Origin of the sequence: Mesorhizobium sp. YR577, from assembly GCF_900116595.1 — a bacterium.
Lineage (GTDB): Bacteria > Pseudomonadota > Alphaproteobacteria > Rhizobiales > Rhizobiaceae > Mesorhizobium_M.
In genome coordinates, this window is sequence record NZ_FPBI01000011.1 from 164315 (window position 1) to 186853 (window position 22539).

Below are 22539 nucleotides of genomic sequence, written 5' to 3' on the forward strand. Positions count from 1 at the left end.
GTCACTTGTCCTTCTTCTTGTACATGGCCAGCATGCGCTGGGTGACGAGGAAGCCGCCAAAAATGTTGACCGAGGCGAGCACCAGGGCGACGAAGCCGAAGCCGGTCGCAAGGCCGGCCGCCGAGATGCCGACCGCCAGAAGCGCGCCGACGACGATGACCGAGGAGATGGCGTTGGTCACGGCCATCAGCGGCGTGTGCAGCGCCGGCGTCACCGACCACACCACGTAGTAGCCGACGAAGATCGCCAGCACGAAGATGGCAAAGCGGAAGACGAAGGGATCGATCGCACCGCCAGAGACGGCATGGGCAACACCACCGGCGGCGTCAGCGGCTGCCGGCGCATTGGCCAGATCCTGCACGCCGAGCCGCACCGCGGCCACGGCCTGGTCGAGCTGGTCGAGCGCCTGTTGAAGAGCGGTCTTGTCCATCACGCATCCCCCCTGTTTTTACCGGGCACGATCGGTTTGACTGTTGCCGGTTTCTTCGCCGCAGGTTTCTTGGCAGCGGCCTTCTTCGGCGCGGCCTCAGACTTTGCCTCGGCTGTCCTGGTTGCCTTCACTGCCGGCTCGGCCTGAGCGGGTGCGGCATTGGCGAAATTGGGATGAACGACTTTGCCACCGTCGGTCAGCATCGTCGCCTTGACCAGATCGTCCTCGCGGTTGATCGCAAGCTGCTTGGTGCCCTTGTCGATCATCGTTTCGAGGAAGGCAAAAAGGTTCTTGGCATAAAGCAGCGAGGCTGATGCCGCGACCCGGCCCGGCACATTGAGATGGCCGACGATCTTGACGCCGTTGGCCGTCGTCACGACCTTGCCGGGCACAGCGCCTTCGACATTGCCGCCGCGCTCGACCGCCAGGTCGACGATGACCGAGCCGACCTTCATCGAGGCGACCATGGCCGCAGACACCAGCTTCGGTGCCGGACGGCCCGGAATGAGCGCGGTGGTGATGACGATGTCCTGCTTGGCAATGTGCTCGGCGGTGAGCGCCGCCTGCTTGGCCTGATATTCCTTGGACATTTCCTTGGCGTAGCCGCCAGCGGTTTCGGCCGCCTTGAATTCCTCGTCCTCGACGGCGAGGAACTTTGCGCCCAGCGAGGCGACCTGCTCCTTGGCGGCGGGGCGCACGTCGGTCGCGGTCACGATGCCGCCGAGGCGGCGCGCCGTGGCAATCGCCTGGAGACCGGCGACGCCGACGCCCATGACGAAGATCTTTGCCGCCGGCACCGTGCCCGCCGCCGTCATCATCATCGGCAGCGCCCGGTCATATTCGGCGGCACCGTCGATGACGGCCTGATAGCCGGCAAGGTTAGCTTGGCTGGACAAGACGTCCATCGACTGGGCGCGCGTGATGCGCGGCATGAATTCCATGGAAAACGCCGTGACCCCTGCCTTGGCAAGGGCTGCCACCGCAGCGTCATTGCCATAGGGGTCCATGATGGCCAGCACCGCAGCGCCCGCTTTATAGCCTTTCAGCTCGGCATCACTCGGCCGGCGCACCTTCAGCACCACATCGGCCTTGGCCGCATCGGCAGTCTTGCCGATCTTGGCACCCGCCGCGGTGAATTCCGCATCGATGATGCGCGAGGCAAGTCCGGCACCGGTTTCGACAACCACGTCGAAGCCGAGCGCGGCAAGACGTTTCACCGTATCGGGAGACGCCGCAACGCGCGGCTCATTGGGATCAACTTCCTTGGGGACAAAGATCGTCTGCGCCACGGCAGGGCCCTTTCGGCTGGAACACCATCCGGCGCGAACCGGCTGGAGCGCCAGACCCGCACCGCAAGGAGAAGTCTGGAAGGATTAGCGGAGAAGAAATCCGCCGACAGCGCAGACAATCAGGAACAACACCGTCGCCGAGAAGAAGCCGGCGCTGGTGAAGAAGCCGAAGGCCATGGCGATGAGGAGAGCCGCGACTGCAAGCGAGCCATATTTGGCGAGCGTCAGGAACCCGGAATAGGTGCGCTCGTGCTCTCTGTAGTCCATCTCGGCGCCCATCTCGAGCGGGCCGGTCGGCGTATGGTCTGCCATCTAAAGTCCCTCCGGAAACATTCCATGCGCACATAGCGAAAAGCTGCGCCAAGGGCAATGCCTCCCGATGTCGCGATAGCATTTAGCAACGCTGAAACAGTCTTTAGTTTTTCGCGTTTAACCGGCGCGCCTCCAACGGCTAGCCTCCGTCCTTCCTGTTGAATGAAACCGGAGGCCGATGATGATCCCCACCGAACGCTTCGACTGGAACGGCACAAGCATCGCCTGGGGCTCGATCGGCAGCGGCCCGCCGCTCGTGCTCGTCCATGGCACGCCCTTTTCGTCCCATGTCTGGCATCGCGTTGCGCCGGAGCTTTCGCGCAGCCACACGGTCTATTTCTACGATCTCCCCGGCTACGGCTCGTCGGGGAAATTCGAAGGCCAGGATGTCTCGCTCGGCATCCAGAACGAGGCGCTGGCGGCAATGCTGGACTTCTGGCAACTGGACCGCCCGGACGTCGTCGCCCATGATTTCGGCGGTGCAACAGTGTTGCGGGCGCATCTGCTCAACGGTTGCGATTATCGGCGGCTGCTGCTGATCGATCCCGTCGCCATCCGCCCCTGGGGCTCGCCCTTCGTCCAGCATGTGAGGCTCAACGAGGCAGCTTTCGCCGGCGTCCCGGACTATATCCAACTCGCCATCCTGAAAGCCTATATCTCCGGCGCGGTTTCGCGAACGCTTTCCGATGCGGAGCTCGAGCCATACGTCGCGCCATGGACCGGCACGACCGGCAAGCCCGCCTTCTACCGCCAGATCGCGCAGATGGACCAGCGCTTCACCGACGCGGTGCAGGATCGCTATGGCGAGCTTCGCTGCAAGGTGGCCCTGCTGTGGGGTGAGGAGGATGAGTGGATTCCGCTGGAGCGCGGGCGTGAACTCGCCGCCATGCTTCCGAACTGCGCATTCACGCCCGTTCCACGATCCGGCCACCTGATGCAGGAGGATGCACCGGAGGTCATCGTGGCGGCCGCCTTGCGCTTGTTCACGAACTGACATGCTTTGAAATAAACCGTGTGCATCCTGCAACAGCCGAAAAGGAAATCGGCAGTGTGGGTAATTGTGCCTTTGGCTGGCCAATCCACACTGTTAGGAACCGCCATTCCCGAAAAACTTGCGCATCAGATTCCCTTCGCGGGCGCGCACGCCATTTGGAATGGACTATGACTGCTCTACGATCCCTAACCCTCTTCCTCGCCGTCATCCTCTCTGCGAGCACGGCGAATGCAAACGACAGGCCGCTCATCTGGACGCCGGTGAAGAACTCCAGCGATTCCTATGCCATGCGCATGGGCAGCCGCCTGCCGACAGACTGGGAGGCCAGCGCCGGCACCGAGGTCAGCTTTGCCGGTTCCAATCTGGAGAGGGTAACGCGGCCCAACAGGCCGGTGAATTTCTGGGGCTCGGTGAAACTGCCCTCGCCGCGCGGCAAGGCTGCAACGAACACTGCCGATGTCAGCGTCCGGCTCAACGGCCTGACCGGCAGCCGCTCTGTTTCCGTGAGCCGGTCGCGCTCGCTGACATTGACGCCGGAATTCGCCGCACAGCTCGACGATTTCTACACGCTCAAATACGACCATGGCGGCGATCGCCGCATCGACATGCGAACCACAAGTTCCGTCCGCATCCTCTCGAACTCGACCGGAACATCAATCTTTGCACGCGGCTCGCGCTCGACCCGCGACCAGGAATGGCAGGCAAGCGTCGGCGTGGAGCAGAAGGTGCTGACAGGCATCAACCTTCGAGCCAACATCGACAACCTTGCGGCACGGCACAAGACCGGCAGCTTCGGCGCGAATTATGCGCATAATTGGTAGGTTGAGGAGGTGATGGGGCCTCGCGTCCTCTCATTTTTGAGGTCGCGCTGCCCCTCATCCTGCTGCCGCGACCTTCTCCCCGTATAGCGACGGGGAGAAGGAGGAAGCTCCAGCGTTGACGCCTCCCTCTCCCCGTTTTTCACGGGGAGAGGGTAAGGGTGAGGGGCAGCTTCAACATCAGCGCCAACCTTCAAAATCCGCGACTTAGGCTAACCAGCGCTTGCGGCGCTTATAATGCTTCACATCCTTGAACGATTTGCGGCCTTCGCCGGCGACGCCGAGATAGAACTCCTTGACGTCCTCGTTCTCGCGCAGCGCCTGCGCCTCGCCGTCGAGCACGATGCGGCCGGATTCGAGGATGTAGCCGTATTTGGCATAGCGCAGCGCGATGTTGGTGTTTTGCTCGGCAAGCAGAAAGGAGACGCCCTGCTCCTCGTTGAGCTTCTTCACGATCTCGAAGATTTCCTCGACCAGCTGCGGCGCGAGCCCCATCGACGGCTCGTCGAGCAGAATCATCTTCGGCTTCGACATCAGGGCGCGGCCGATTGCCGTCATCTGCTGCTCGCCGCCCGAGGTGTAGCCGGCCTGGCTGGTGCGACGCACCTTCAGCCGCGGGAAATATTCGTAGACCAGATCGAGATCGGCGCGGATGGCGGCGGCCCCGTCGCGTCGGGTGAAGGCGCCCGTCATCAGATTATCCTCGACCGACAGATGGCCAAAGCAGTGCCGCCCCTCCATGACCTGGATGCAGCCGCGCCGAACAAGCTGGTTGGGCGACAGCGACTGGATCTCGTCGCCTTCGAAGACGATCGTGCCCTTGGTCACCTCGCCACGCTCGGCGTGAAGCAGGTTGGAAATCGCCTTCAGCGTCGTTGTCTTGCCTGCACCGTTGGCGCCGAGAAGTGCCGTGATGCCGCCCTTCGGCACGGTCAGCGAAACACCCTTCAGCACCAGTATGACGTGGTCGTAAATCACCTCGATGTTGTTGACCGAGAGGATCGGGATGGCTGGTTCGGACTGCGGTGCGGTGTTGGTCATGCTGGCTCCGGCGATGAAGACTTCCTTCTCCCCGTTTACGGGGAGAAGGTGGCCCGAAGGGCCGGATGAGGGCGGCGCTTCCTTCGATCAGGATATTCGAACGTCGGCACAGCCCCTCACCTGCCTGCCGGCATCCTCTCCCCGTGAACGGGGAGAGGAAAGCTGTCATCTCTACATCTTGCACTCGTCGTTCAGCGGCCACGGCGCATTGGCCTCGGCGTATTTCTTCGCTTCGGCCTGGGCCAGCGGCTCGATCATGTCGGCATCGGCCTTGAGAAGATCGGAAGACTTCACGAACTTCGCGCCATCCCACTGCAGCATCCAGCCGCCCGAATGGCCGGAATGGTTGGCACAGGAGGTTTCGAACGGCGGAACCATGCCGGTCATGCCGATCTTTTCCAGATGCGCTTCATCCAGCTTCAGGTTCTCAAAACCCCAGCGCAGCTGTTCGGGCGTCACCATCTTGGTGTCGAAATGCGCCTGGGCGGCCTTGATAGCCTCGACCACGAACATCGAAATGACGATGCCGCGCTGGTAGAACACCGTTTCGCTCTCGCCCGGCGCACTCAGCGAATGGCCGGCATCGACGACGAGCTGCTTGATGTCCTTCATCACCTTGGAATTGGATTCCGGGAAGCTCCATGACAGCGAGCGATAGCCCTTGCCCGCCTCGCCGATGGTGCGAAGGTCAGCATCGCTGCCCGACCACCAGATGCCTACAAACTTGTCCATCGGAAACTTGGTCTTGGCCGCTTCGGTCATGGCGCCGGCATTCATCGCGCCCCAGCCCCACATGACGACGAAATCCGGACGCTCGCGGCGGATTTGCAGCCACTGCGCCGACTGGTTCTGCATCTCCTTCAAGCCCACTGGAATGGGCAGCAGCGTGAAGCCGTATTTTTCGGCATAGGCCTGCAGCAGCGGGATCGGCTCCTTGCCATAGGGCGCATCGAGATGCAGCAGCACGATCTTCTTGCCCTTGAGGCTATCGAGCTTGCCGTCGGAAATGTTCTTCAGGATCATCGAAGCGCCGTCCCAATAGGAAGTCGGCGGATTGAAGGCCCATTTGAAGGTCTTGCCCTCGGCCATCGGCGAGAAGCCGTAGCCCGGCGCCAGGATCGGGATCTTGTCGACATTGGACTTCGGCAGCACCTGAAGCGTGATGCCGGTCGACCAAGGCTGCGTCACGATGCTGGACGCCTTGGTCTTCTCGTAGCACTCGGCGCCCTTTTCGGTGTTGTAGCCGGTCTCGCATTCGTCATAGGCGATCTTGACGCCGTTGACGCCACCGTCGCGCTCGTTGAGCATCATCATGTAGTCGCGCTGGCCGTTCATCACCGGGGTGCCGGTGGCCGCGAACGGGCCTGTGCGGTAGGACAGATTGGTGACGTTCAGGGCGTCCTCGGCCAATGCGGAAGACGCACCAAGCGCCGCCGCAAGAGCGAAGACCGCCGGAAGCAAGGCGGATTTCCTCATAAGTGTCTTCATTGCCGTTTCCTCCACGTGGTCGTTTTTCCCTAACGGATCGGGGAAACCACCCCCGGTTTCAACGGCCGCCCCCGCGGCCGCTATTCTGTATGCCCCTCCCTGACCTCAATGCGGGAAGGGCCAGATGACCAGCTTCTCCCTTATGATCGCCCACAGCCTTGCTAGGCCATGCGGCTCGAGGATGAGGAAGCCGATGATGGCCGCACCCACGATCATGGTGTTGAGATGCTCTACCATCGCCGAACTGACCGGCAGGCCAAGCGCGCCCGGCACGAAGGAGATGATCACCGGCAGCGCCACGATCAGCACGGCGCCAAGATAATTGCCGAGGATCGAGCCCATACCGCCGATGATGACGATGAACAGCACCCGGAAAGACAAAGGAATATCGAACAGCACCGGCTCGGCCGCACCCCGCCACAGGAACACGAACAGCGCCCCCGCGATACCGACGATGTAGGACGAGACGGCGAAGGCCGAGAGCTTGGCCTTCATCAGGTTGATGCCGACGAGTTCGGCGGCAATATCCATGTCACGCACCGATTTCCAGATACGGCCGATGCGCCCGCGCGTGATATTGATGGCAAACCATGTGATCAGGCAGACCACGCACAGCACGAAGTAATATTGCACGATCGCCCTGGCGTTCGGCCCGGCCACCGTCACGCCGAACATGTCGATATTCGGCACCTGGATCGCGCCCGAGGAATTGTAGTTGTAGAGCCAGGCCCATTTCTCGAACAGCCAGACGAGGAAGAACTGGGCGGCAAGTGTTGCGATGGCCAGGTAAAAACCCTTGATGCGCAGCGACGGCAGGCCGAAGGCAACACCGACTGCAGCCGAGAAGAAACCCGACAGCGCGATCGCCACGACGATGTTCAGTTCCGGAAAGATCGTGACAAGCTTGTAGCAGGCATAGGCCCCCACCCCCATGAAAGCGCCGGTGCCGAGCGACAACTGGCCGGCATAGCCGGTGAGGATGTTGAGGCCGAGTGCTGCCAGCGCATAGACCAACACCGGGATCAGCAGAGCGTTGAAGACGAACTCATTGGCCGTCGCCGGCAGAATGACGAAGGCGATGAGCAGGATAAAGCCCAGCAGCCACGCATCCTGCTTGACCGGAAACAGGGCATGGTCTGCGTGATAGGAGGTTTTGAACTGGCCAACGGTGCGGTAGAGCATGTCAGAAGCGCTCCCCTCTGGCGCCGGCGTCCCCCTCCCCCTTGAGGGGAGGGTGGCCGCGAAGCGGTCGGGTGGGGTCGCCTAATACGAGCTCGGCCTTTTCCTTGACCACCTGCGCAATATGCCAGGCATTGGCGATCACTTCGGGCTCGTCCACGCGTAGAACCTCGAAACCAAGAGATCTCAGATAAGCATCGCGATTGGCGTCATGACGCTTGCCATTTTCCGTTTCATGAAAATCACCATCCACCTCAACGACCAGCTTTGCGGCAAGACAGACGAAATCGACAATGTAAGGCCCAATCGGAGATTGCCGCCGGAATTTGAGCCCAACCAACTTCAGATCGCGCAATTCGTACCATAGCAAGGTTTCGGCTTTGGTCGCGAGATGGCGCAACGCCCGGGCCTTCTGTCGCATTTCATGCGGAACTTTGGTTCGAGGCATTACAAGCGCCCTTCCTTGTCGAAGAGGAAACGTTGGCGCACTGCCGAGAGGACCCCACCCGACCGCTTCGCGGCCACCCTCCCCTCAAGGGGGAGGGAAACGTCGCGCCTCGCACCAGCGTTCATAAGAAGAACCCCCATCTCACACCCGCTCGATAATGCGTTCGCCGAACAGGCCCTGTGGCCGGAACAGCAAGACGATGAGTGCGAAGACGAAGGCGAACCAGGTTTCGGTGTTGCCGCCGAGCAGCGGCTGGCCCCAGTAGATCTCGAAAAGCTTTTCGAGGATGCCGATGGCAAGGCCGCCGACGATGGCGCCGAGAACCGATTCCAGACCGCCCAGCATCAGCACCGGCAGCGCCTTGAAGGCGATGACTTCCAGCGCGAAGGACACGCCGGCCCGCGCGCCCCAGACGATGCCGGTGACCAGCGCGATCACGCCGGCGATGAACCAGACCAGCACCCAGATGGTGGAAAGCGAGATGCCGACCGAAAGAGCGGCCTGATGGTCGTCGCCGAGTGCGCGGATGGCGCGGCCCATCTTGGAGCGGTTGAGGAACAGGATCAGGCCTGCCACCAGCAGGATCGCGCCGACCACCGCCGTCACATCTTTTTGCTCGATGGAAACGAACCCGCCGAAGGGCTCGAACTCGATGCTGCCGGTCGGGATATAAAGCTGCTCGGTGATCATCACCTTGTTTTCGCCGCCGAAGATGATCTCGCCGAAGCCGACGAGGAACAGCGTGATGCCGATGGTGGCCATGAACAGGATCATGTCGGGCTGGTTGACCAGCGGCCGCAGCACCACCCGCTCGATGACCACTGCCAGTATGAACATGACGAGCAGCGTCAGCGGCACGGCAAGCAGCGCCGGCACGCCCTTTTCATGCAGGCCGACCAGCGTGAGTGCGGCAAACACCACCATGATGCCTTGCGCGAAATTGAAGATGCGCGACGATTTGTAGATCAGCACGAAACCGAGCGCGATCAGCGCATAAAGCACGCCGGCTACGAGGCCTTCCCAAAGTACCTGCAGCAGAAAATCCGGCGCGCCGGCCATGTCGGCAAATGGTTTGACGAGAATGGAATTCAGGAAATCCATGGTGTCAGTTTTTCCTTTGCCCGGTAGCCGGCGCGCCGTTGATGCAAATTACCCCGCCAAATGCGGGAACAGGCCGAGAAGGCCGATGACGATGAGGTAAAACGCGACGATGTAATTGAGCAGGCGCGGCATCACGAGGATGAGCACGCCGGCGATCAGCGAAACCAGCGGGGTGATGGCAAGCGTCGAGATGGTCATTTCGATTTCCTTTCAATGCGCGACACCGAGATAGGCGTCGATAACGTTCTGGTTGGACTTCACGGCATCGGGAGTGCCGTCGGCAATCTTCTTGCCGTAATCCAAAACGACGACGCGGTCAGAAAGGTCCATGACGACGCCCATATCGTGCTCGATCAGCGCAATCGTGGTGCCGCGCTGCCGGTTCACATCGATGATGAAGCGGCTCATGTCCTCCTTCTCTTCAAGGTTCATGCCGGCCATCGGCTCGTCGAGCAGAAGCAGCGACGGCTCCATTGCCAGCGCCCGGCCGAGCTCGACGCGCTTCTGCAGGCCATAGGGCAGCTTGCCGACCGGCGTACGGCGGATATGCTGGATTTCGAGGAAGTCGATGATTTCCTCGACCTTTTCGCGATGCTCGATCTCCTCGCGCAGCGCCGGGCCATGCCAGAACATCTGCCAAAACAGGTTGCGCTTCATCATCACCGAGCGGCCGGCCATGATGTTGTCGAGCGTCGACATGCCCTTGAACAGGGCAACGTTCTGGAAGGTGCGCGCAATGCCCTGCCGCACCGCATGATGCGGTTTCATCGCCCGCCGCTCCTCACCGCGAAAGACGATGGTGCCTTTCTGCGGCGTGTAGAAGCCGTTGATGACATTGAGCATCGAGGTCTTGCCGGCACCGTTGGGGCCGATGATGGCGCGGATTTCGCCCTTGCGGACATTGAAGGAAATATCGGTGATCGCCTTCACGCCACCGAAGGACAGCGAGACGTTCTTCACGTCCATCAACAGGTCGCCGGCGGGAATGCCGTCGTCCGGGGCGACAATGATCAGCGGTTCGGCGCGTGAGTTCATTCCGCGGCCTCCCTGACTGGTTGCGCAGCCGGATAGACCCTGGCGTCCATGATGCGGACGGTGGCGCGCACGATGCCCTTGCGGCCGTCCTCATAGGTCATGTCCGTCTCGATGAATTTCTCCGTCGAACCGTCATAGAGCGCGGCAATCAACGGCGCGTAGCGCTCGGAGACGAAGGCGCGGCGCACCTTCAGCGTGCGGGTCAGTTCGCCGTCGTCGGCGTCGAGTTCCTTGTGCAGCACGAGGAACCGCCTGATCTGCGCGCCCGCCATCATCGGCTCTTTCGAAAGCCGCAGATTGGTCTCGTCGACGTGCTTGGCGATTATCTCATAGACTTGCGGATGGCCCGCGAGCTCCTGATAGGAGGCATAGGCGATATTGTTGCGCTCGGCCCAGTTGCCGACGGCCTGAAGGTCTATGTTCAAAAACGCGGCGGTGAAATCCTGCCCATGCCCGAAGGCGACGGCTTCCTTGATGTTGGGGAAGAATTTCAGCGTGTTCTCGATGTATTTCGGCGCAAACAGCGCGCCCGAGGTGAGCTTGCCGACATCCTTGGCGCGGTCGATGATCTTGAGCTGTCCGTCCGTGTCGAAGAAACCGGCATCGCCCGTCTTGACGTAGCCGTCCTCGGTCAGCGTCTCGGCTGTCGTCTCGTCCTGCTTGAAATAACCGGAGAACATGCCGGGCGAGCGGAACTGCACCTCGCCGGCGTCCGAGATGCGGAGATCGACATGAGGCGCGGCAGGCCCGACCGTATCGGCGCGCACCTGGCCATCCTTCTGCACGGTGACATAGAGGAAGGCTTCGGTCTGGCCGTAGAGCTGTTTCAGGTTGATTCCGAGCGAGCGGAAGAAGGAAAACAGATCCTGCCCGATCGCCTCGCCCGCCGTATAGGCGACGCGGATGTTGGAAAGGCCGAGCACATTGCGCAGGGGGCCATAGATGAAGAATTTTCCGAGCGCATAGGACAGCCGGCCCGCAAGCGGTACCGGGCGGTTTTCAAGGATGGCCTCGCCATATTTCTTGGCCACGCCGATATAGTGGGAGAACAGCTTGCGCTTGAGCCAGCCGGCATCCTCCATGCGGATCGTCACGCTGGTGAGCAGGCTCTCGAAAATGCGCGGCGGCGCGAAATAGAAGGTCGGGCCGATCTCGCGCAAATCCTGCGCCACGGTCTCGGCACTTTCCGGGCAGCACATGCAGAAACCGGACGTATAGCCCTGCGCATAGTTCAGATAGTGATCGCCGACCCAGGCCAGTGGCAGATAGGCGAGCACGCTGTCCCGCTCCGAAAGCCGGTCGAATTCGGCAGTGTCGCGCGCTGCATTGACCGCGTTTATCGCCTTGATCATCACGCCCTTGGAGCGCCCCGTCGTGCCTGAAGTGTAGAGCATGATCGAGATGTCATCGCCGCTCGCAGTAACGATGGTTTGTTCCCAGCGCCCGGCGAGGCCGGCATCGGCCTTCATCAGCGCCTCGCCTTTCTCCTGAATGGCGGAGAAGGCGTGTAGGCCGGCCGGGCTGTAGTCGCGCAGGCCGCGCGGCTCGTCATAGATGATCTCGGCGAGTTGTGGGATCTTGTCGGCAAAGGACTGGATCTTGTCGACCTGCTCCTGATCCTGCACGACGGCGAAGCGCACCCCGGCATGGTCGAGCACATAGGCCATCTCTTCGGCGACCGCGTCGGCATAGACCGGTACCGGCACGGCACCCAGCGATTGCGCAGCGGCGAATGTCCAGTAAAGGCGCGGACGGTTGGTGCCAATCACCGCGATCCGTTCGCCATGTTTCAGGCCAAGCGCCTGGAGACCGAGCGCGAAGGCGCGGATTTCGGCAAGTTGCTCGGCCCAGCTCCAGCTTTGCCAGATGCCGTAGTCCTTGTGGCGCATGGCAGGGCGGGCACCGAACCGTTCCGCATTGCGCAGAAGGTATTTCGGGAATGTATCAAGAACCATGTCGGCGGCGGAAACCGTCGCAACCATGATCAAGCTCCTCCCAGTTCCGCGTTACCCGCGGTTGTGGAGCGCATCATGGCACCAAGCAGTGCTGCGGCAAATCCCCAATTAGACTCAGAGAAACCGGATGCGCCCGATTGCGGCTGAATGGTCTTCCCGGCTGACGGCCAAGGCTTGATCAAACGCTTCTCCTCCCAGGAGCGCGGGTATGTTCCCGCTGCTCTAAAACCTCCGCCCGAAGATGGCGCGGCTTCTTTTTCATTGTGGTCAGCGTATTCCCGAATCGTCTCGCCGATCAACGCGCCCCTTGACAGACAGGCCGGCAGATTGTCTCTTGAATGCGCGGCCTGTGTGCCTGCCCCTCTTCCCGACAATCCAGAAAGTCTTCAGGCAGCGCTTTCAAGCGCCGTAATCGCCGAGCCTTTCGGCGTCGGCAACGATCACCCGGCTATGCTCCACGGTTACGAGCCCTTCGTCGGCCAGCACCTGCAAGCTGCGATTTGCGACCGGTCGAGAGACGCCGGCAAGAAGCGCCAGTTCTTCCTGCGTGATCTCGACGACACCCTTCACATCCGGGCAGAGCACGGGGTTGCACAGCCACGACAGATGGCGGGCCACGCGCGCCTTCGGATCGAGGAGGCGCTCATATTCGGTCGAGGCGATGAACTGGGCCAAGCGCTCGTTCAGCAGCCGCACCAGGAAACGGTTGAAGCCGACGCTGTTTTCATAGAGCCAGAAGAAGGTGGCGCGGTTCATCATCAGGAGATGCGTATCGCGGATCGCCACCAGATCATATTTGCGCGGCTCGTCCTTCAGCACCGAGCCTTCGCCGAACCAGCCACCCGCGCCGATGCCGGCGAAGGTGATCGCCTTGCCGCTGCGCGCTATCGAACTCATCTTCACCAGGCCGTTGACGGCGCCGGTCCAGTAATCCCATCGGTCGCCGCGATGGCACAGATAATTGCCCTTGGAAAAATGCCGCTCGGAAACCCCGCGCAGTGCCCGCTCCACCTCGTCGCCGGCAAGTTCGCGCGCCCAGACAGTGGCACGGACAAGGTCGCTTCTGCTGTTCATCGATTCCCTTGGCTGGCGAATGCTCGGCCTCGGCAAAGTTATGAACGGGCGTTCCGGCGAAGGCAAGGCAAGGTGGGGCCCCGCCCCTCAGGCCGCGTCGCGGAAATACTTCGCCGTCGGCAGAATGGTCAGCGGGCCAAGCTCGCCGTGCAGCGGCTTGGCGAACAGCATCCGCTGTTCCATCGCGGTGGATTTGAAGAATGGGTAGCGCGTGAACGAACGCTCACGGATCGCAGCCACATCGGCCCGGTACAGCACCACCTGATAGTTAAGGCCCGGATAGTTCCTGGTCTCGCCAATCTGCTCCGAGCGGTAAATGCGCTTGTAGAAACCGGCATGCTCTTCGCGGATGGTTGAAAGGCAGTAGGGCGCCTTGAAATGAAAGCAGGCCATGCCGGCAAGCCGAAGCGTCAGGTAGGGAATCTGCGGAAATACACGTGACCAATCGGGATCGGCGGCAAAACGGCTCGGATCGATGAAGCTCGCACCCGACGCCAGCATCGGCCGCAGAATGTCGCCGTAGACGGTGTTTGACGGTGATTGCGGCGTCGCCTCGCAAACATGATGAATACGCAGCGTGCTGACCAGTTCGCCATCGACATAGACGCCGAACTTGTAGCAGTTCGGGGCTTCATCCAGTTCGTCATGGATAATGTGATCCGGGTTCTCCGGAACCATGTCGCTGAGCCGATAGGACTTGTAGCGCAACCGATAGATGTCTTCGAGATCTTCACCCTTGTCGCAGCGACGATACTCGGTGCGCTCAAGCAGTGCCGAGACATGACGCGCAAATGTCGACATTTCCGATACGCCGGATGCCTCGGCACTGGCGTCTTCGCCAGCCGTCGTCTGCTGCGTTGTCATGAATTTCCCTGTACTTTCCGCCGCCGGAAACAAGCGTACTCGGAGGATTTCATATGTAAAGGTGAAAATCGGATCGAAGTCGTTTACCGCTTGTTAAGGTTAACGCTGCGGGTGCCAAAAAAACGCCGGAAAAACAGGGCGATCAGGCCTTAGAGCCGCGATTGGCCGCCTTGATTTCGCTGGCAAACGGCCAGACCGTGTTGGACATCGTCTCGATGCCGGAAGCGGTCAGCGCAGAGCCGAACAGGAAGCCCTGCACGAGGTCGGGCTTGACCGAATGCGCCAGGATCTTCAACTGCTCGAAGGTTTCCACCCCCTCTACCGTCACGGCCAGGCCGAGCGGACGCGACAGGTTGACGATGCCCTTCAGCAACTCCAGCGAGCGCTTGCTTTGCGTCACGTCCATCAGGAAGCTGCGATCGATTTTGACCTTGTCCAGCGGCAGCTTGTGCAGGTAGCTGAGGCTCGAATAGCCTGTGCCGAAATCGTCCAGCGCGATCCGCACACCGAGTTGCTTGATCTCCTCGATGTATTGACGGGTCTGGGATTTGTCGTCCAGCAGGGCCGTCTCCGTGACCTCGATCTCCAGCCGCTGAGCGGCAAGCCCGGAAGAAGCAAGTGCGGCGCGCACCTTCTCGACGACATCACGGTTGCGGAAGTCCTTCGCCGAGAGGTTCACCGACACGCGGAGTTGTTTCGGCCATTTGGCGCACTCGCCGCAAGCCGTATTCAGCACGAACGTGCTGATGTCGGAGATGATACCCATCTCCTCGGCCAGCGGAATGAAAACTGACGGCGAGACGGGACCGAGATCGGGATGGTTCCAGCGGCACAGCGCCTCGCAGCTTGCGATCCGCATCGTATCCATCGACACGATGGGCTGGAAAACGACGCGCAGCTCCCTGGCTTCCACGGCGCTGCGCAGATCGGCTTTCATCATCTGCTTGTCACGGAAGGCCGCATCCATCGCAGATTCGAACAACCGCCAGTCGTTCTTGCCGAGTTCCTTCGCCTTGTACATGGCAAGGTCGGCCTTGACGATCATCGTGTCGACATCGCTGTCCTTTACCTTCGCCAGAACCGCGCCGCCGCTTGCCTGGATGCGCAGGACATGGCCGGCCACGTCGACATCACCCTGCAGGCCTGCAAACAGATCGTCCAGCATGCCGGCAAGATGGCTCTCATCCTCGACCCGGTCGAAGAACACCATGAATTCGTCACCGCCGAAGCGGCTGACCTTCACGCCCTCCGCTGCTACGGCCGACAGCTTTTCGGCCACCGCATAGATCAGTCCGTCGCCGATGGGATGGCCGAGCGTGTCGTTGACGCTCTTGAAATCGTCGAGATCGAGAACCGCAAGACCACACAGCCTTTCGCGGTCGCCGGCGGCCATGAACTCGCCGACCAGCTCATGGAAATAGGCGCGATTCGGCAGGCCGGTCAGGCTGTCGTAACGGGCCATCGAGCGGATCTTCTCTTCCGCCTCGACGCGCTGCGATACGTCTTCGAAGGTGATGACACCGAGATCCTGATTGCCCTCGCGTGCGGAAAACTCATAGTGCTGCCCGTTCGAAAACGAAACGAGGACCTTGCGGTCCCGGCCTTCACGCAGCGCCCGCGTCAACTGCGCCTCGATGTAGCGGCAGTCCTTTGGAGCGAGCATGCCCCCAGCCACGCCACGCTGAAGCAGTGAATGAATCGAGCGGCCAAGAAGCGCATCCGGCGACTGAAGCGACATCAGGTGTGCGGCTTCGGCGTTGGCGACCACAACCTTGCCGTTCGGCCCGAGCATCACAAGGCCATGCGACATGGTATTCAGCGCGCGGTTGAAGCGCTGGGCCAGACGGTTCGCCTTCTTCTCTTCCGACAGCGCTGTGAGCAGGACTTCGCGCACCATGTCGGCAAAACGCCTGATCGCAAAGAGGAACGGCACCGACAGCAGGCCCAGGAGGATGTGATACGGATCGCCGCGCAGGATGAAGCCCAGTGATATCGGCCAGGTCATCGTCATGATGAACATCATGACCATCCGCGGTGAACCGTAGTTTCGCCCGGCGATCGAGGTGGCGGAGGCAAGCGTTACGCAAACCGATGCGATTTCGGCGAAACTGTCGTGTGCGAAATAGATGCCGAGGAAACAAAACACCCCAAGCATAAAACCGTGCAACGATCCATAGAGGATATAGTCGTTCTCACGCCTACGTGCCTCGTCACGGGATTTTGGCGGCGGCGCATTGCGATATTTGCGGATATTAGCGAGGCGCACTACCCCGACCACGACCATACATGCGGCAAGAACGATGTAGCTTACGTCCTCGGTCTTCCAATAGACCAGAACGATCAGCAATGTCTGGGCCACCAGACCGATCGTAAGCGTCAGGCCGTCACGGAACAGCGTCTCTACAAACGGAATGTAGACGTCGACCGGAATCTCATTTTTTCTTTTTATAGCCACGCCTGCACCCGTTTTTCGGGAGCTTAGCAATGGCATATTCGCCTTAAGAAAGACTTATTGGAAAGCATCGGAACACTGGAAACAATAGGGAAAATGGCCTTTAGTACAGGGTACGAAAAGACGCTGGACCAGAAAGAAAAAATCATTCCGCCGCCTGTAGAACAGTGTCTATCCGCGCTCCCGTGAAACGCTCTACAAGTCTTTCCCGCTCACCTGCAGCCTTCGTTGCACTGGCGGCTTTCACGTGACCGTAGCCACGGATGAGTGCCGGCACGGAAGCAAGTGCAGTCGCAGCTTCGATCTTCTCTGCAACCAGCGAGGTCCGGATCAGGTCGAGATCCTTCTCGTACCGCGCGAGTAGCGCGCGCTCCATGCGTCGCTCAGTGGTGTAGCTGAAAACATCCAGCGGCGAGCCGCGCAATCCCTTCAGCCCGGCGAGGATGCGGAACCCCTTCATCATCCAGGGGCCAAAGCTCGACTTGCGCGGTTTTCCGTCGGTCGTGCGCCGTCCCATGATCGGCGGCGCCAGATGGAATTCGAGCCGGTCGTAGTCCTGGAACTGCTTGGTCAATTGCCGCAGGAACGAGCCGTCGGTGTAGAGCCGGGCGACCTCGTATTCGTCCTTGATCGCCATCAGCTTGAACAGGTTTCTCGCCGCCGCTTCCGTCACCACGGTCGAGCCCTGGGACGCCTTGGCTTCAGCCGCCCTGAGCGCCGCGATACGATCGCTATAGCGGCGTGCATAGGCCGCGTTCTGGTAGGCGGTAAGGAATTCGACGCGCCGCGCGATGATGTCGTCGAGCGTCTCGGCGATTTCGCGCTTTCCGCCGGCCTCACCGGGCTGGCTGACCAATCCGCGCACGAATTCCGGCTCGTGTGCTGCGCGGCGGCCCCAGCGGAAGGCCGCGATGTTCATCGCGACCGCCTCGCCGTTGAGTTCTATCGCCTTCTCGACAGCCTCCGCCGACAGCGGCAAGCCGCCATGCTGAAAGCCGAAGCCAAGCATGAACATGTTGGCGCCGAGCGAATTGCCGAACAGCGCGGTTGCCGTGCGGGTGGCATCGAAGAAATGCGCGTGATTATCGCCTGCCGCCTCGCGGATCACCTTCTTCAGCCGTTCGGTCGGAAGCGAAAAATCGGCCGAGCGCGCGAACTCGCCGGGCATGATTTCAGCCGTGTTGGCAACGAAGATCGTGTGCCCCTCGCGCACGGCGGCCAGCACCTTCTTGGCGCCGGAAACGACGAGGTCGCAGCCGAGGATGAGATCGGCCTTGCCGGCCGAAACGCGGATGGCGTTGATGTCCTCCGGCGTCTTGGCGATGCGCACATGGGTGAAGACCGAGCCGCCCTTCTGCGCAAGGCCGGCCATGTCGATCATGCCGCAGCCTTTGCCTTCGAGATGGGCTGCCATGCCGAGGATCGCGCCGACCGTTACGACGCCGGTGCCGCCGACGCCGTCGATGATCGACGACCAGCCCTGATCGATCGGGAACTGTTTTGGCTCGGGCACGCCATCGAGCGGGTTCGACCTGCCAGCGATGCCTTCGGCCTTGCGGATCTTGGCGCCATGCACCGTCACGAAGGACGGGCAGAAGCCGTTGACGCAGGAAAAATCCTTGTTGCAGCTCGACTGGTCGATCCGGCGCTTGCGGCCGAACTCGGTCTCCACCGGCTGGATCGAGACGCAGTTGGACTGCACACCGCAATCGCCGCAACCCTCGCAGACCAGTTCGTTGATGATGACGCGCTTGTCCGGATCGGGAAACGTGCCGCGCTTGCGGCGGCGGCGCTTCTCGGCGGCACAGGTCTGGTCGTAGAGCAGCACGGAGACGCCCTTGACGTCGCGCAGCTCGCGCTGGACCAGATCGAGGTCGTCGCGGTGATGGATCGTCGCGCCGGCCGGAAACTCGACATGGCCGGCATATTTGCCTGGCTCGTCGGTGACGACTGCGATGCGATCGACGCCTTCGGCGCGCACCTGCCGGGCGATCATGTCGACCGTGAGATTGCCCTCGTGCGGCTGGCCGCCGGTCATGGCGACGGCATCGTTGTAGAGGATCTTGTAGGTGATGTTGGCGCTCGACGCCAAGGCGAAGCGCAGCGCCAGGGTGCCGGAGTGATTGTAGGTGCCGTCGCCGAGGTTCTGGAAGATGTGGTCGCGCTTGGAGAACGGCGCCTGGCCGACCCACTGCGCGCCCTCCCCGCCCATGGCGGTGAAGCCGACAGTCGAGCGGTCCATCCACAACGCCATGAAATGACAACCGATACCGGCGGCCGCGATCGAACCGTCCGGCACCTTGGTCGAGGAATTGTGCGGGCAGCCCGAGCAGAAGAACGGCGTGCGCGAGCCGACATCCTGCGTGTCGGCAAGCATCGCCTGAAACTGCTTCAGCCGGCTGACCTTGGCGGCGATCTCTTCCGAAGGGCCGATGGCCTTCAGGATGCGCTCGCCGAGCGCGATGGCGATATCGTTGGGGTCGAGCGCGCCCTTGGCCGGGAACAGCCAGTCGCCGCGCTCGTCCTTCTTGCCGATGACGGTCGGGTGCATGGCGGTGTTGTAGAGGTTCTCGCGCACCTGCACTTCGATCAGCGAGCGCTTTTCCTCGACCACGATGACCGTTTCCAGCCCGCGCACGAAATCGGCGATATGCTCGAGGTCGAGCGGCCACGGGCAGCCGACCTTGAACAACCGTACCCCGATCTCGTTGGCGCGCTTCTCGTCAATGCCGATGTCATCCAGCGCCTGGCGCACGTCGAGATAGCTCTTGCCGACGGTGATGATGCCGATCTTCGCATTGCGCCCGCCGGAATAGACGGTGTGGTTCAGCTTGTTGGCAAGGATGAAGGCGGAGGCCGCCGCGCGCTTGTATTCATGCAGCCGCGCTTCCTGCCCGAGCTGGTCGAGCTCGTTGCGGATGTTGAGCCCGCCCGGCGGCATGTCGAATTCGGGGATGACGATGTTCAGCCGGTCCAGCGACGCATCGACCGAGGCAGTCGATTCGATGTTGTCCTTGACACATTTGATCGCCGCCCAGGTTCCGGCAAAGCGCGACATCGCATAGCCGTAGAGTCCGTAGTCGATCAGCTCCTGCACGCCGGCCGGATTGAGGATCGGCATCATCGTGTCGACGAAGAGGAACTCGGTGGCATGCGCATTGGTCGAGGATTCGGCGTTGTGGTCGTCGCCCATGAGCGCCAGCACGCCGCCATGCCTGGACGAGCCGGCGAGATTGGCGTGGCGGAAGACATCGCCGGAACGGTCGACGCCCGGCCCCTTGCCGTACCAGAGCGAAAACACGCCGTCATATCTGCCTTCGCCGAGCAGTTCCGCCTGCTGCGTGCCCCACACGGCGGTTGCCGCCAGTTCCTCGTTCAAACCGGGCTGGAAGACGACATCGGCCTGCTTGAGCTGGTCTTTGGCTTTCCAGAGCTGGAGATCGAGACCGCCGAGCGGCGAGCCGCGATAACCCGAAACGAAGCCGGCGGTGTTCAGTCCGGCGCGGCGGTCGCGCTCGCGCTGCATCAGAAGCATGCGGATGACGGCCTGCGCACCCGACAGGAAGATACGTTCCTTGCCAAGATCGAACTTGTCGTCGAGGGCAACGTCGTGAAGCGTCATCGGGCAGTTCCTCTGCGGAAGCAGCCGCGATTCGGGGCCGCTAACGTCGGGACAGATGACTAACTGTTTCCTCCCTTGGAGGCGAGGTCAAACAAAAACCGCCGCGGTCCAAAAACAACAACAGCAGCGATAAATGTCTGGCAATCCTTGATAAAAGATTGCTCGGCCATCCCTCGGAACGCATGAAAATTTCGTGATCGGGACGCCGCTCAGCTCGCGGCTGGACAAGACACGCCACGCCCGCCGGGCAACCTGCCATCGGGATGGCCAGCCAGTTCCGGGTTTGGCTGGTAGCCCGGCCCCACCACCAGCGGCTTGTCGGGCAGCATGCTCTGGTCCTGAGACGAGACCATCGTTGTTTCGATCCCCTGCAGCAGCGCGCCGCCCGCGCCCTCGATGCGGATCGCCACTTTGTAGGGCTTGTCCTTGACGAGGCATTCCAGCGGCGGGCTTTCGAGCGTCACCTTCTGGTGGTTGGGGAAGAGCTTTTGGGTGACCACGATAGGCTCGCCACCGGCGGGATTGTCCAGCGTCATCACCGCGGTCTCGCCTTCGGCAATCGGCTGCAAAGGCACGAGATTGACCAGATAGGTCACCTTCGCCTCGCGATAATTAAAAACGACGAGCCGCCCGGAAAGCTCGAAAAGCGCGTCCTTGCCACTGTCGCGGCAGGCTGCAAGGGCGGCCGGCAACAGCAAAAGCGCGAAAGCGAGACGCAGTCGCTCAGACATGGGAAATCTCCTCCGAACCGCCCTTGCGGCGGTGATAGTGGCGCTTTGCTTTCTGGCGGTTGCCGCAGACCGCCATGTCGCACCACATGCGGCTGCCGTTGCGGCTCCTGTCGAGAAACAGCCAGTTGCAGTTCGGGCAGACCCTCAGCCGCCTGACGCTTTCGTTCGACAGCAGCGACAGCGCGGAAACGGCAAGTGCGGCCTCGAAGGCCAGCGGCGCAGCGGCATCGCCGAACGGCCTTGCCTGCCCGCCGATTTTTTCGTCATGACCGGCCAGCCCGTCGGCGCAGGCGCGCAGGAAACCGGGCAGATGTCCGGTCGAAACCTCGCCCTGCACCGCCGCATCGCGAAACAGCCGGTCGGTCGTTTCACGGATGGCGAGCACGGCCGGCAGGATCGCCGATGGTCTTGGCGCGATCAGCGGCCGCGCGCTAAGCTCAGCCGCGCGGAAGCCTGAAGCGGCGGCGGCAAACCGCGGCAGCTCCGCCGCATCCTCGAAACGGTCGAAACTGCGCGCCGCATCGCCACGGTGAACGACCGTGTTGGTGACGTCGAGCGCCAGCACGCCGCCGGAAAATCGATGCTGGGTCCAGGAAACTGTCATGCAACAAATCTAACTGTTAAATCACCTTTGACAAGTTAGATTTTCAGGCGCAGTTTTTGTTTGGCCCGCCTGGTCGCGGCCACTGGATGACGCATGCTCTACTTCTTCCAGCAAGTGCTGAACGGCCTGCATATCGGCGCGATCTACGCGCTGCTCGCCTTCGGCTATGCGCTGATCAACGGCGTGCTCCATCGCACGAACCTCGCCCATGGCGCGATCTTCGCCTTCTCTGGCCAGACCATGATCCTCGTCGCCGTCTATGGCTGGCAGATGCTGTGGCTGACCTTGCCGGCGACCATCGCGGTGGCGATCATTGCTGCCCTCGCCTATGCGGCGCTGATCGGCATGGTTCTATCGCGCAACGTGTTCGAACCCCTGGCCGGCCGGTCGCCCAACACCATCGTTGCCGCCACACTCGGCGTCTCGATCGTGCTGATGGAGCTTTCGCGCATCGCCGCCGACACGCATGACTTCTGGCTGCCGCCGCTCCTGTCCACGCCGATCGTCTTCACCCAAGGCGGCGGCTATCAGGTGACGCTCACCGTCATGCAGCTTCTGAACTGCCTGCTAATCCTCGCCACGCTCGCCGTCGCCGGCCTCATCCTTGCCCGCTCACATTTCGGGCGCGAATGGCGCGCCGTTTCCGACGATCCTGCCGCTGCCGCTCTGTGCGGCGTCGATGCGACGCGCGTATTCCGTGCCACGGTGCTGGTCGGCGCCGTCACGGCAGCACTCGCCGGCATTCTCGCCGCGCTTTACTTCGGCAATATCGGTTTCGGCAGCGGTCTGGTCTTCGGCCTGAAGATCCTCTTCGTCACCGCCATCGGCGGCTATCACGCCCCGACGCGCGCAGCACTTGGTGCGTTCGCCTTCGGCATCGCCGAATCGCTGTGGTCCGGCTATTTCCCGATCGAATGGCGCGATGCGTGGATGTTCGCGCTACTGGCCGCAGTGCTGGTGCTGCGCATGGCCGGCCAGGAAACGCAGAAAACCGCCCAGCCCTGACCCAGCGGAAGTTCTACAACTTTCGTTGCATCCGGCTGCGCTCAGCGCGGGATTTCCGCAACGCTTGGCATAATCCGTACCGAGTCGTGTACCATCC

The 22539-nt window shown here is 61.7% G+C and carries 20 protein-coding genes; 3 read left to right on the plus strand and 17 right to left on the minus strand.

All coding sequences use genetic code 11. From position 1 onward, the window contains the following. Window position 1 precedes the first annotated feature (1 nt). The 3 genes from BM413_RS17705 to BM413_RS17715 all read right to left on the minus strand — a co-directional run bounded on the left by BM413_RS17705 (window position 2) and on the right by BM413_RS17715 (window position 2031). Window positions 2-430 carry an NAD(P) transhydrogenase subunit alpha part 2 gene (locus BM413_RS17705; RefSeq protein ID WP_091915374.1) on the minus strand — a complete coding sequence of 143 codons (429 nt, stop codon included), beginning with the start codon at window positions 428-430 and terminating at the stop codon, window positions 2-4. Beyond that, window positions 430-1719, minus strand: a complete 1290-nt coding sequence (locus tag BM413_RS17710) for a Re/Si-specific NAD(P)(+) transhydrogenase subunit alpha (protein ID WP_091915376.1) — start codon at window positions 1717-1719, stop codon at window positions 430-432. Before BM413_RS17710 ends, BM413_RS17705 begins: the two co-directional genes overlap by 1 nt. An 84-nt stretch (window positions 1720-1803) precedes the next feature. Then, complete coding sequence (locus BM413_RS17715) at window positions 1804-2031, minus strand: aa3-type cytochrome c oxidase subunit IV (RefSeq protein ID WP_091915378.1); 228 nt, start codon at window positions 2029-2031, stop codon at window positions 1804-1806. Window positions 2032-2212: 181 nt separating this feature from the next. Here BM413_RS17715 and BM413_RS17720 point away from each other — a divergent pair, with 181 nt between their 5' ends. After that, a complete protein-coding gene (locus tag BM413_RS17720; RefSeq protein ID WP_348272910.1) occupies window positions 2213-3025 on the plus strand; it encodes an alpha/beta fold hydrolase in 813 nt (270 codons plus the stop codon). A 167-nt stretch (window positions 3026-3192) separates the two neighbouring features. Beyond that, complete coding sequence (locus BM413_RS17725; protein WP_091915382.1) at window positions 3193-3846, plus strand: hypothetical protein; 654 nt, start codon at window positions 3193-3195, stop codon at window positions 3844-3846. A 204-nt stretch (window positions 3847-4050) separates the two neighbouring features. Here BM413_RS17725 and BM413_RS17730 read toward each other — a convergent pair whose 3' ends face one another. From BM413_RS17730 to BM413_RS17795, 14 genes are all read right to left on the minus strand, one after another. Then, the gene (locus tag BM413_RS17730; protein ID WP_091915384.1) at window positions 4051-4884 is read right to left on the minus strand and encodes an ABC transporter ATP-binding protein; all 834 of its coding nucleotides are present in this window, start codon (window positions 4882-4884) and stop codon (window positions 4051-4053) included. Between the two features lie 171 nt (window positions 4885-5055). After that, on the minus strand, window positions 5056-6372 hold the full coding sequence (locus BM413_RS17735) for an ABC transporter substrate-binding protein (RefSeq protein ID WP_091915386.1): 1317 nt from the start codon (window positions 6370-6372) through the stop codon (window positions 5056-5058). A gap of 105 nt (window positions 6373-6477) precedes the next feature. Continuing rightward, complete coding sequence (locus BM413_RS17740) at window positions 6478-7554, minus strand: branched-chain amino acid ABC transporter permease (protein WP_091915388.1); 1077 nt, start codon at window positions 7552-7554, stop codon at window positions 6478-6480. A 1-nt stretch (window position 7555) separates the two neighbouring features. Next, complete coding sequence (locus BM413_RS17745) at window positions 7556-7999, minus strand: endonuclease domain-containing protein (protein WP_091915390.1); 444 nt, start codon at window positions 7997-7999, stop codon at window positions 7556-7558. Window positions 8000-8140: 141 nt separating this feature from the next. Then, window positions 8141-9100: a branched-chain amino acid ABC transporter permease gene (locus BM413_RS17750; protein ID WP_091915392.1), complete on the minus strand. Its 960-nt coding sequence runs from the start codon at window positions 9098-9100 to the stop codon at window positions 8141-8143. A 48-nt stretch (window positions 9101-9148) separates the two neighbouring features. Beyond that, window positions 9149-9298 carry a DUF3096 domain-containing protein gene (locus BM413_RS17755; protein WP_091915394.1) on the minus strand — a complete coding sequence of 50 codons (150 nt, stop codon included), beginning with the start codon at window positions 9296-9298 and terminating at the stop codon, window positions 9149-9151. A gap of 12 nt (window positions 9299-9310) precedes the next feature. After that, entirely contained in the window at window positions 9311-10135 is an 825-nt protein-coding gene (locus BM413_RS17760; RefSeq protein WP_091915396.1) for an ABC transporter ATP-binding protein, read from the minus strand. Continuing rightward, window positions 10132-12117 (minus strand): AMP-binding protein, encoded by a 1986-nt coding sequence (locus tag BM413_RS17765; protein ID WP_091915398.1) that lies wholly within the window; start codon window positions 12115-12117, stop codon window positions 10132-10134. The genes BM413_RS17760 and BM413_RS17765 overlap by 4 nt, the downstream gene beginning before the upstream one ends. A 372-nt stretch (window positions 12118-12489) precedes the next feature. Continuing rightward, the gene (locus tag BM413_RS17770) at window positions 12490-13164 is read right to left on the minus strand and encodes a Crp/Fnr family transcriptional regulator (protein WP_091915400.1); all 675 of its coding nucleotides are present in this window, start codon (window positions 13162-13164) and stop codon (window positions 12490-12492) included. 87 nt (window positions 13165-13251) lie between these two features. Continuing rightward, the gene (locus BM413_RS17775) at window positions 13252-14028 is read right to left on the minus strand and encodes an N-acyl amino acid synthase FeeM domain-containing protein (protein ID WP_175544350.1); all 777 of its coding nucleotides are present in this window, start codon (window positions 14026-14028) and stop codon (window positions 13252-13254) included. 142 nt (window positions 14029-14170) lie between these two features. Next, window positions 14171-16483: a putative bifunctional diguanylate cyclase/phosphodiesterase gene (locus tag BM413_RS17780; RefSeq protein ID WP_091915402.1), complete on the minus strand. Its 2313-nt coding sequence runs from the start codon at window positions 16481-16483 to the stop codon at window positions 14171-14173. 142 nt (window positions 16484-16625) lie between these two features. After that, a complete protein-coding gene (locus tag BM413_RS17785) occupies window positions 16626-20102 on the minus strand; it encodes an indolepyruvate ferredoxin oxidoreductase family protein (RefSeq protein ID WP_091915404.1) in 3477 nt (1158 codons plus the stop codon). Between the two features lie 209 nt (window positions 20103-20311). Further along, entirely contained in the window at window positions 20312-20833 is a 522-nt protein-coding gene (locus BM413_RS17790; RefSeq protein ID WP_091915406.1) for a hypothetical protein, read from the minus strand. Continuing rightward, window positions 20826-21437 (minus strand): CGNR zinc finger domain-containing protein, encoded by a 612-nt coding sequence (locus tag BM413_RS17795; protein ID WP_091915408.1) that lies wholly within the window; start codon window positions 21435-21437, stop codon window positions 20826-20828. The genes BM413_RS17790 and BM413_RS17795 overlap by 8 nt, the downstream gene beginning before the upstream one ends. A 93-nt stretch (window positions 21438-21530) precedes the next feature. Between BM413_RS17795 and BM413_RS17800 the strand changes: the two genes are divergently transcribed. Then, on the plus strand, window positions 21531-22442 hold the full coding sequence (locus BM413_RS17800; protein WP_091915410.1) for a branched-chain amino acid ABC transporter permease: 912 nt from the start codon (window positions 21531-21533) through the stop codon (window positions 22440-22442). The last annotated feature ends 97 nt before the right edge of the window (window positions 22443-22539 follow it).

What these genes read in the sequence shown, in the direction of transcription:
- BM413_RS17705 (WP_091915374.1), bottom strand. Translation starts at nt 430, where the DNA reads ATGGACAAGACCGCTCTTCAACAGGCGCTCGACCAGCTCGACCAGGCC.
- BM413_RS17715 (WP_091915378.1), bottom strand. Translation starts at nt 2,031, where the DNA reads ATGGCAGACCATACGCCGACCGGCCCGCTCGAGATGGGCGCCGAGATG.
- BM413_RS17720 (WP_348272910.1), top strand. Translation starts at nt 2,213, where the DNA reads ATGATCCCCACCGAACGCTTCGACTGGAACGGCACAAGCATCGCCTGG.
- BM413_RS17725 (WP_091915382.1), top strand. Translation starts at nt 3,193, where the DNA reads ATGACTGCTCTACGATCCCTAACCCTCTTCCTCGCCGTCATCCTCTCT.
- BM413_RS17730 (WP_091915384.1), bottom strand. Translation starts at nt 4,884, where the DNA reads ATGACCAACACCGCACCGCAGTCCGAACCAGCCATCCCGATCCTCTCG.
- BM413_RS17735 (WP_091915386.1), bottom strand. Translation starts at nt 6,372, where the DNA reads ATGAAGACACTTATGAGGAAATCCGCCTTGCTTCCGGCGGTCTTCGCT.
- BM413_RS17740 (WP_091915388.1), bottom strand. Translation starts at nt 7,554, where the DNA reads ATGCTCTACCGCACCGTTGGCCAGTTCAAAACCTCCTATCACGCAGAC.
- BM413_RS17745 (WP_091915390.1), bottom strand. Translation starts at nt 7,999, where the DNA reads ATGCCTCGAACCAAAGTTCCGCATGAAATGCGACAGAAGGCCCGGGCG.
- BM413_RS17750 (WP_091915392.1), bottom strand. Translation starts at nt 9,100, where the DNA reads ATGGATTTCCTGAATTCCATTCTCGTCAAACCATTTGCCGACATGGCC.
- BM413_RS17755 (WP_091915394.1), bottom strand. Translation starts at nt 9,298, where the DNA reads ATGACCATCTCGACGCTTGCCATCACCCCGCTGGTTTCGCTGATCGCC.
- BM413_RS17760 (WP_091915396.1), bottom strand. Translation starts at nt 10,135, where the DNA reads ATGAACTCACGCGCCGAACCGCTGATCATTGTCGCCCCGGACGACGGC.
- BM413_RS17765 (WP_091915398.1), bottom strand. Translation starts at nt 12,117, where the DNA reads ATGGTTGCGACGGTTTCCGCCGCCGACATGGTTCTTGATACATTCCCG.
- BM413_RS17770 (WP_091915400.1), bottom strand. Translation starts at nt 13,164, where the DNA reads ATGAACAGCAGAAGCGACCTTGTCCGTGCCACTGTCTGGGCGCGCGAA.
- BM413_RS17775 (WP_175544350.1), bottom strand. Translation starts at nt 14,028, where the DNA reads ATGACAACGCAGCAGACGACGGCTGGCGAAGACGCCAGTGCCGAGGCA.
- BM413_RS17785 (WP_091915404.1), bottom strand. Translation starts at nt 20,102, where the DNA reads ATGACGCTTCACGACGTTGCCCTCGACGACAAGTTCGATCTTGGCAAG.
- BM413_RS17790 (WP_091915406.1), bottom strand. Translation starts at nt 20,833, where the DNA reads ATGTCTGAGCGACTGCGTCTCGCTTTCGCGCTTTTGCTGTTGCCGGCC.
- BM413_RS17795 (WP_091915408.1), bottom strand. Translation starts at nt 21,437, where the DNA reads ATGACAGTTTCCTGGACCCAGCATCGATTTTCCGGCGGCGTGCTGGCG.
- BM413_RS17800 (WP_091915410.1), top strand. Translation starts at nt 21,531, where the DNA reads ATGCTCTACTTCTTCCAGCAAGTGCTGAACGGCCTGCATATCGGCGCG.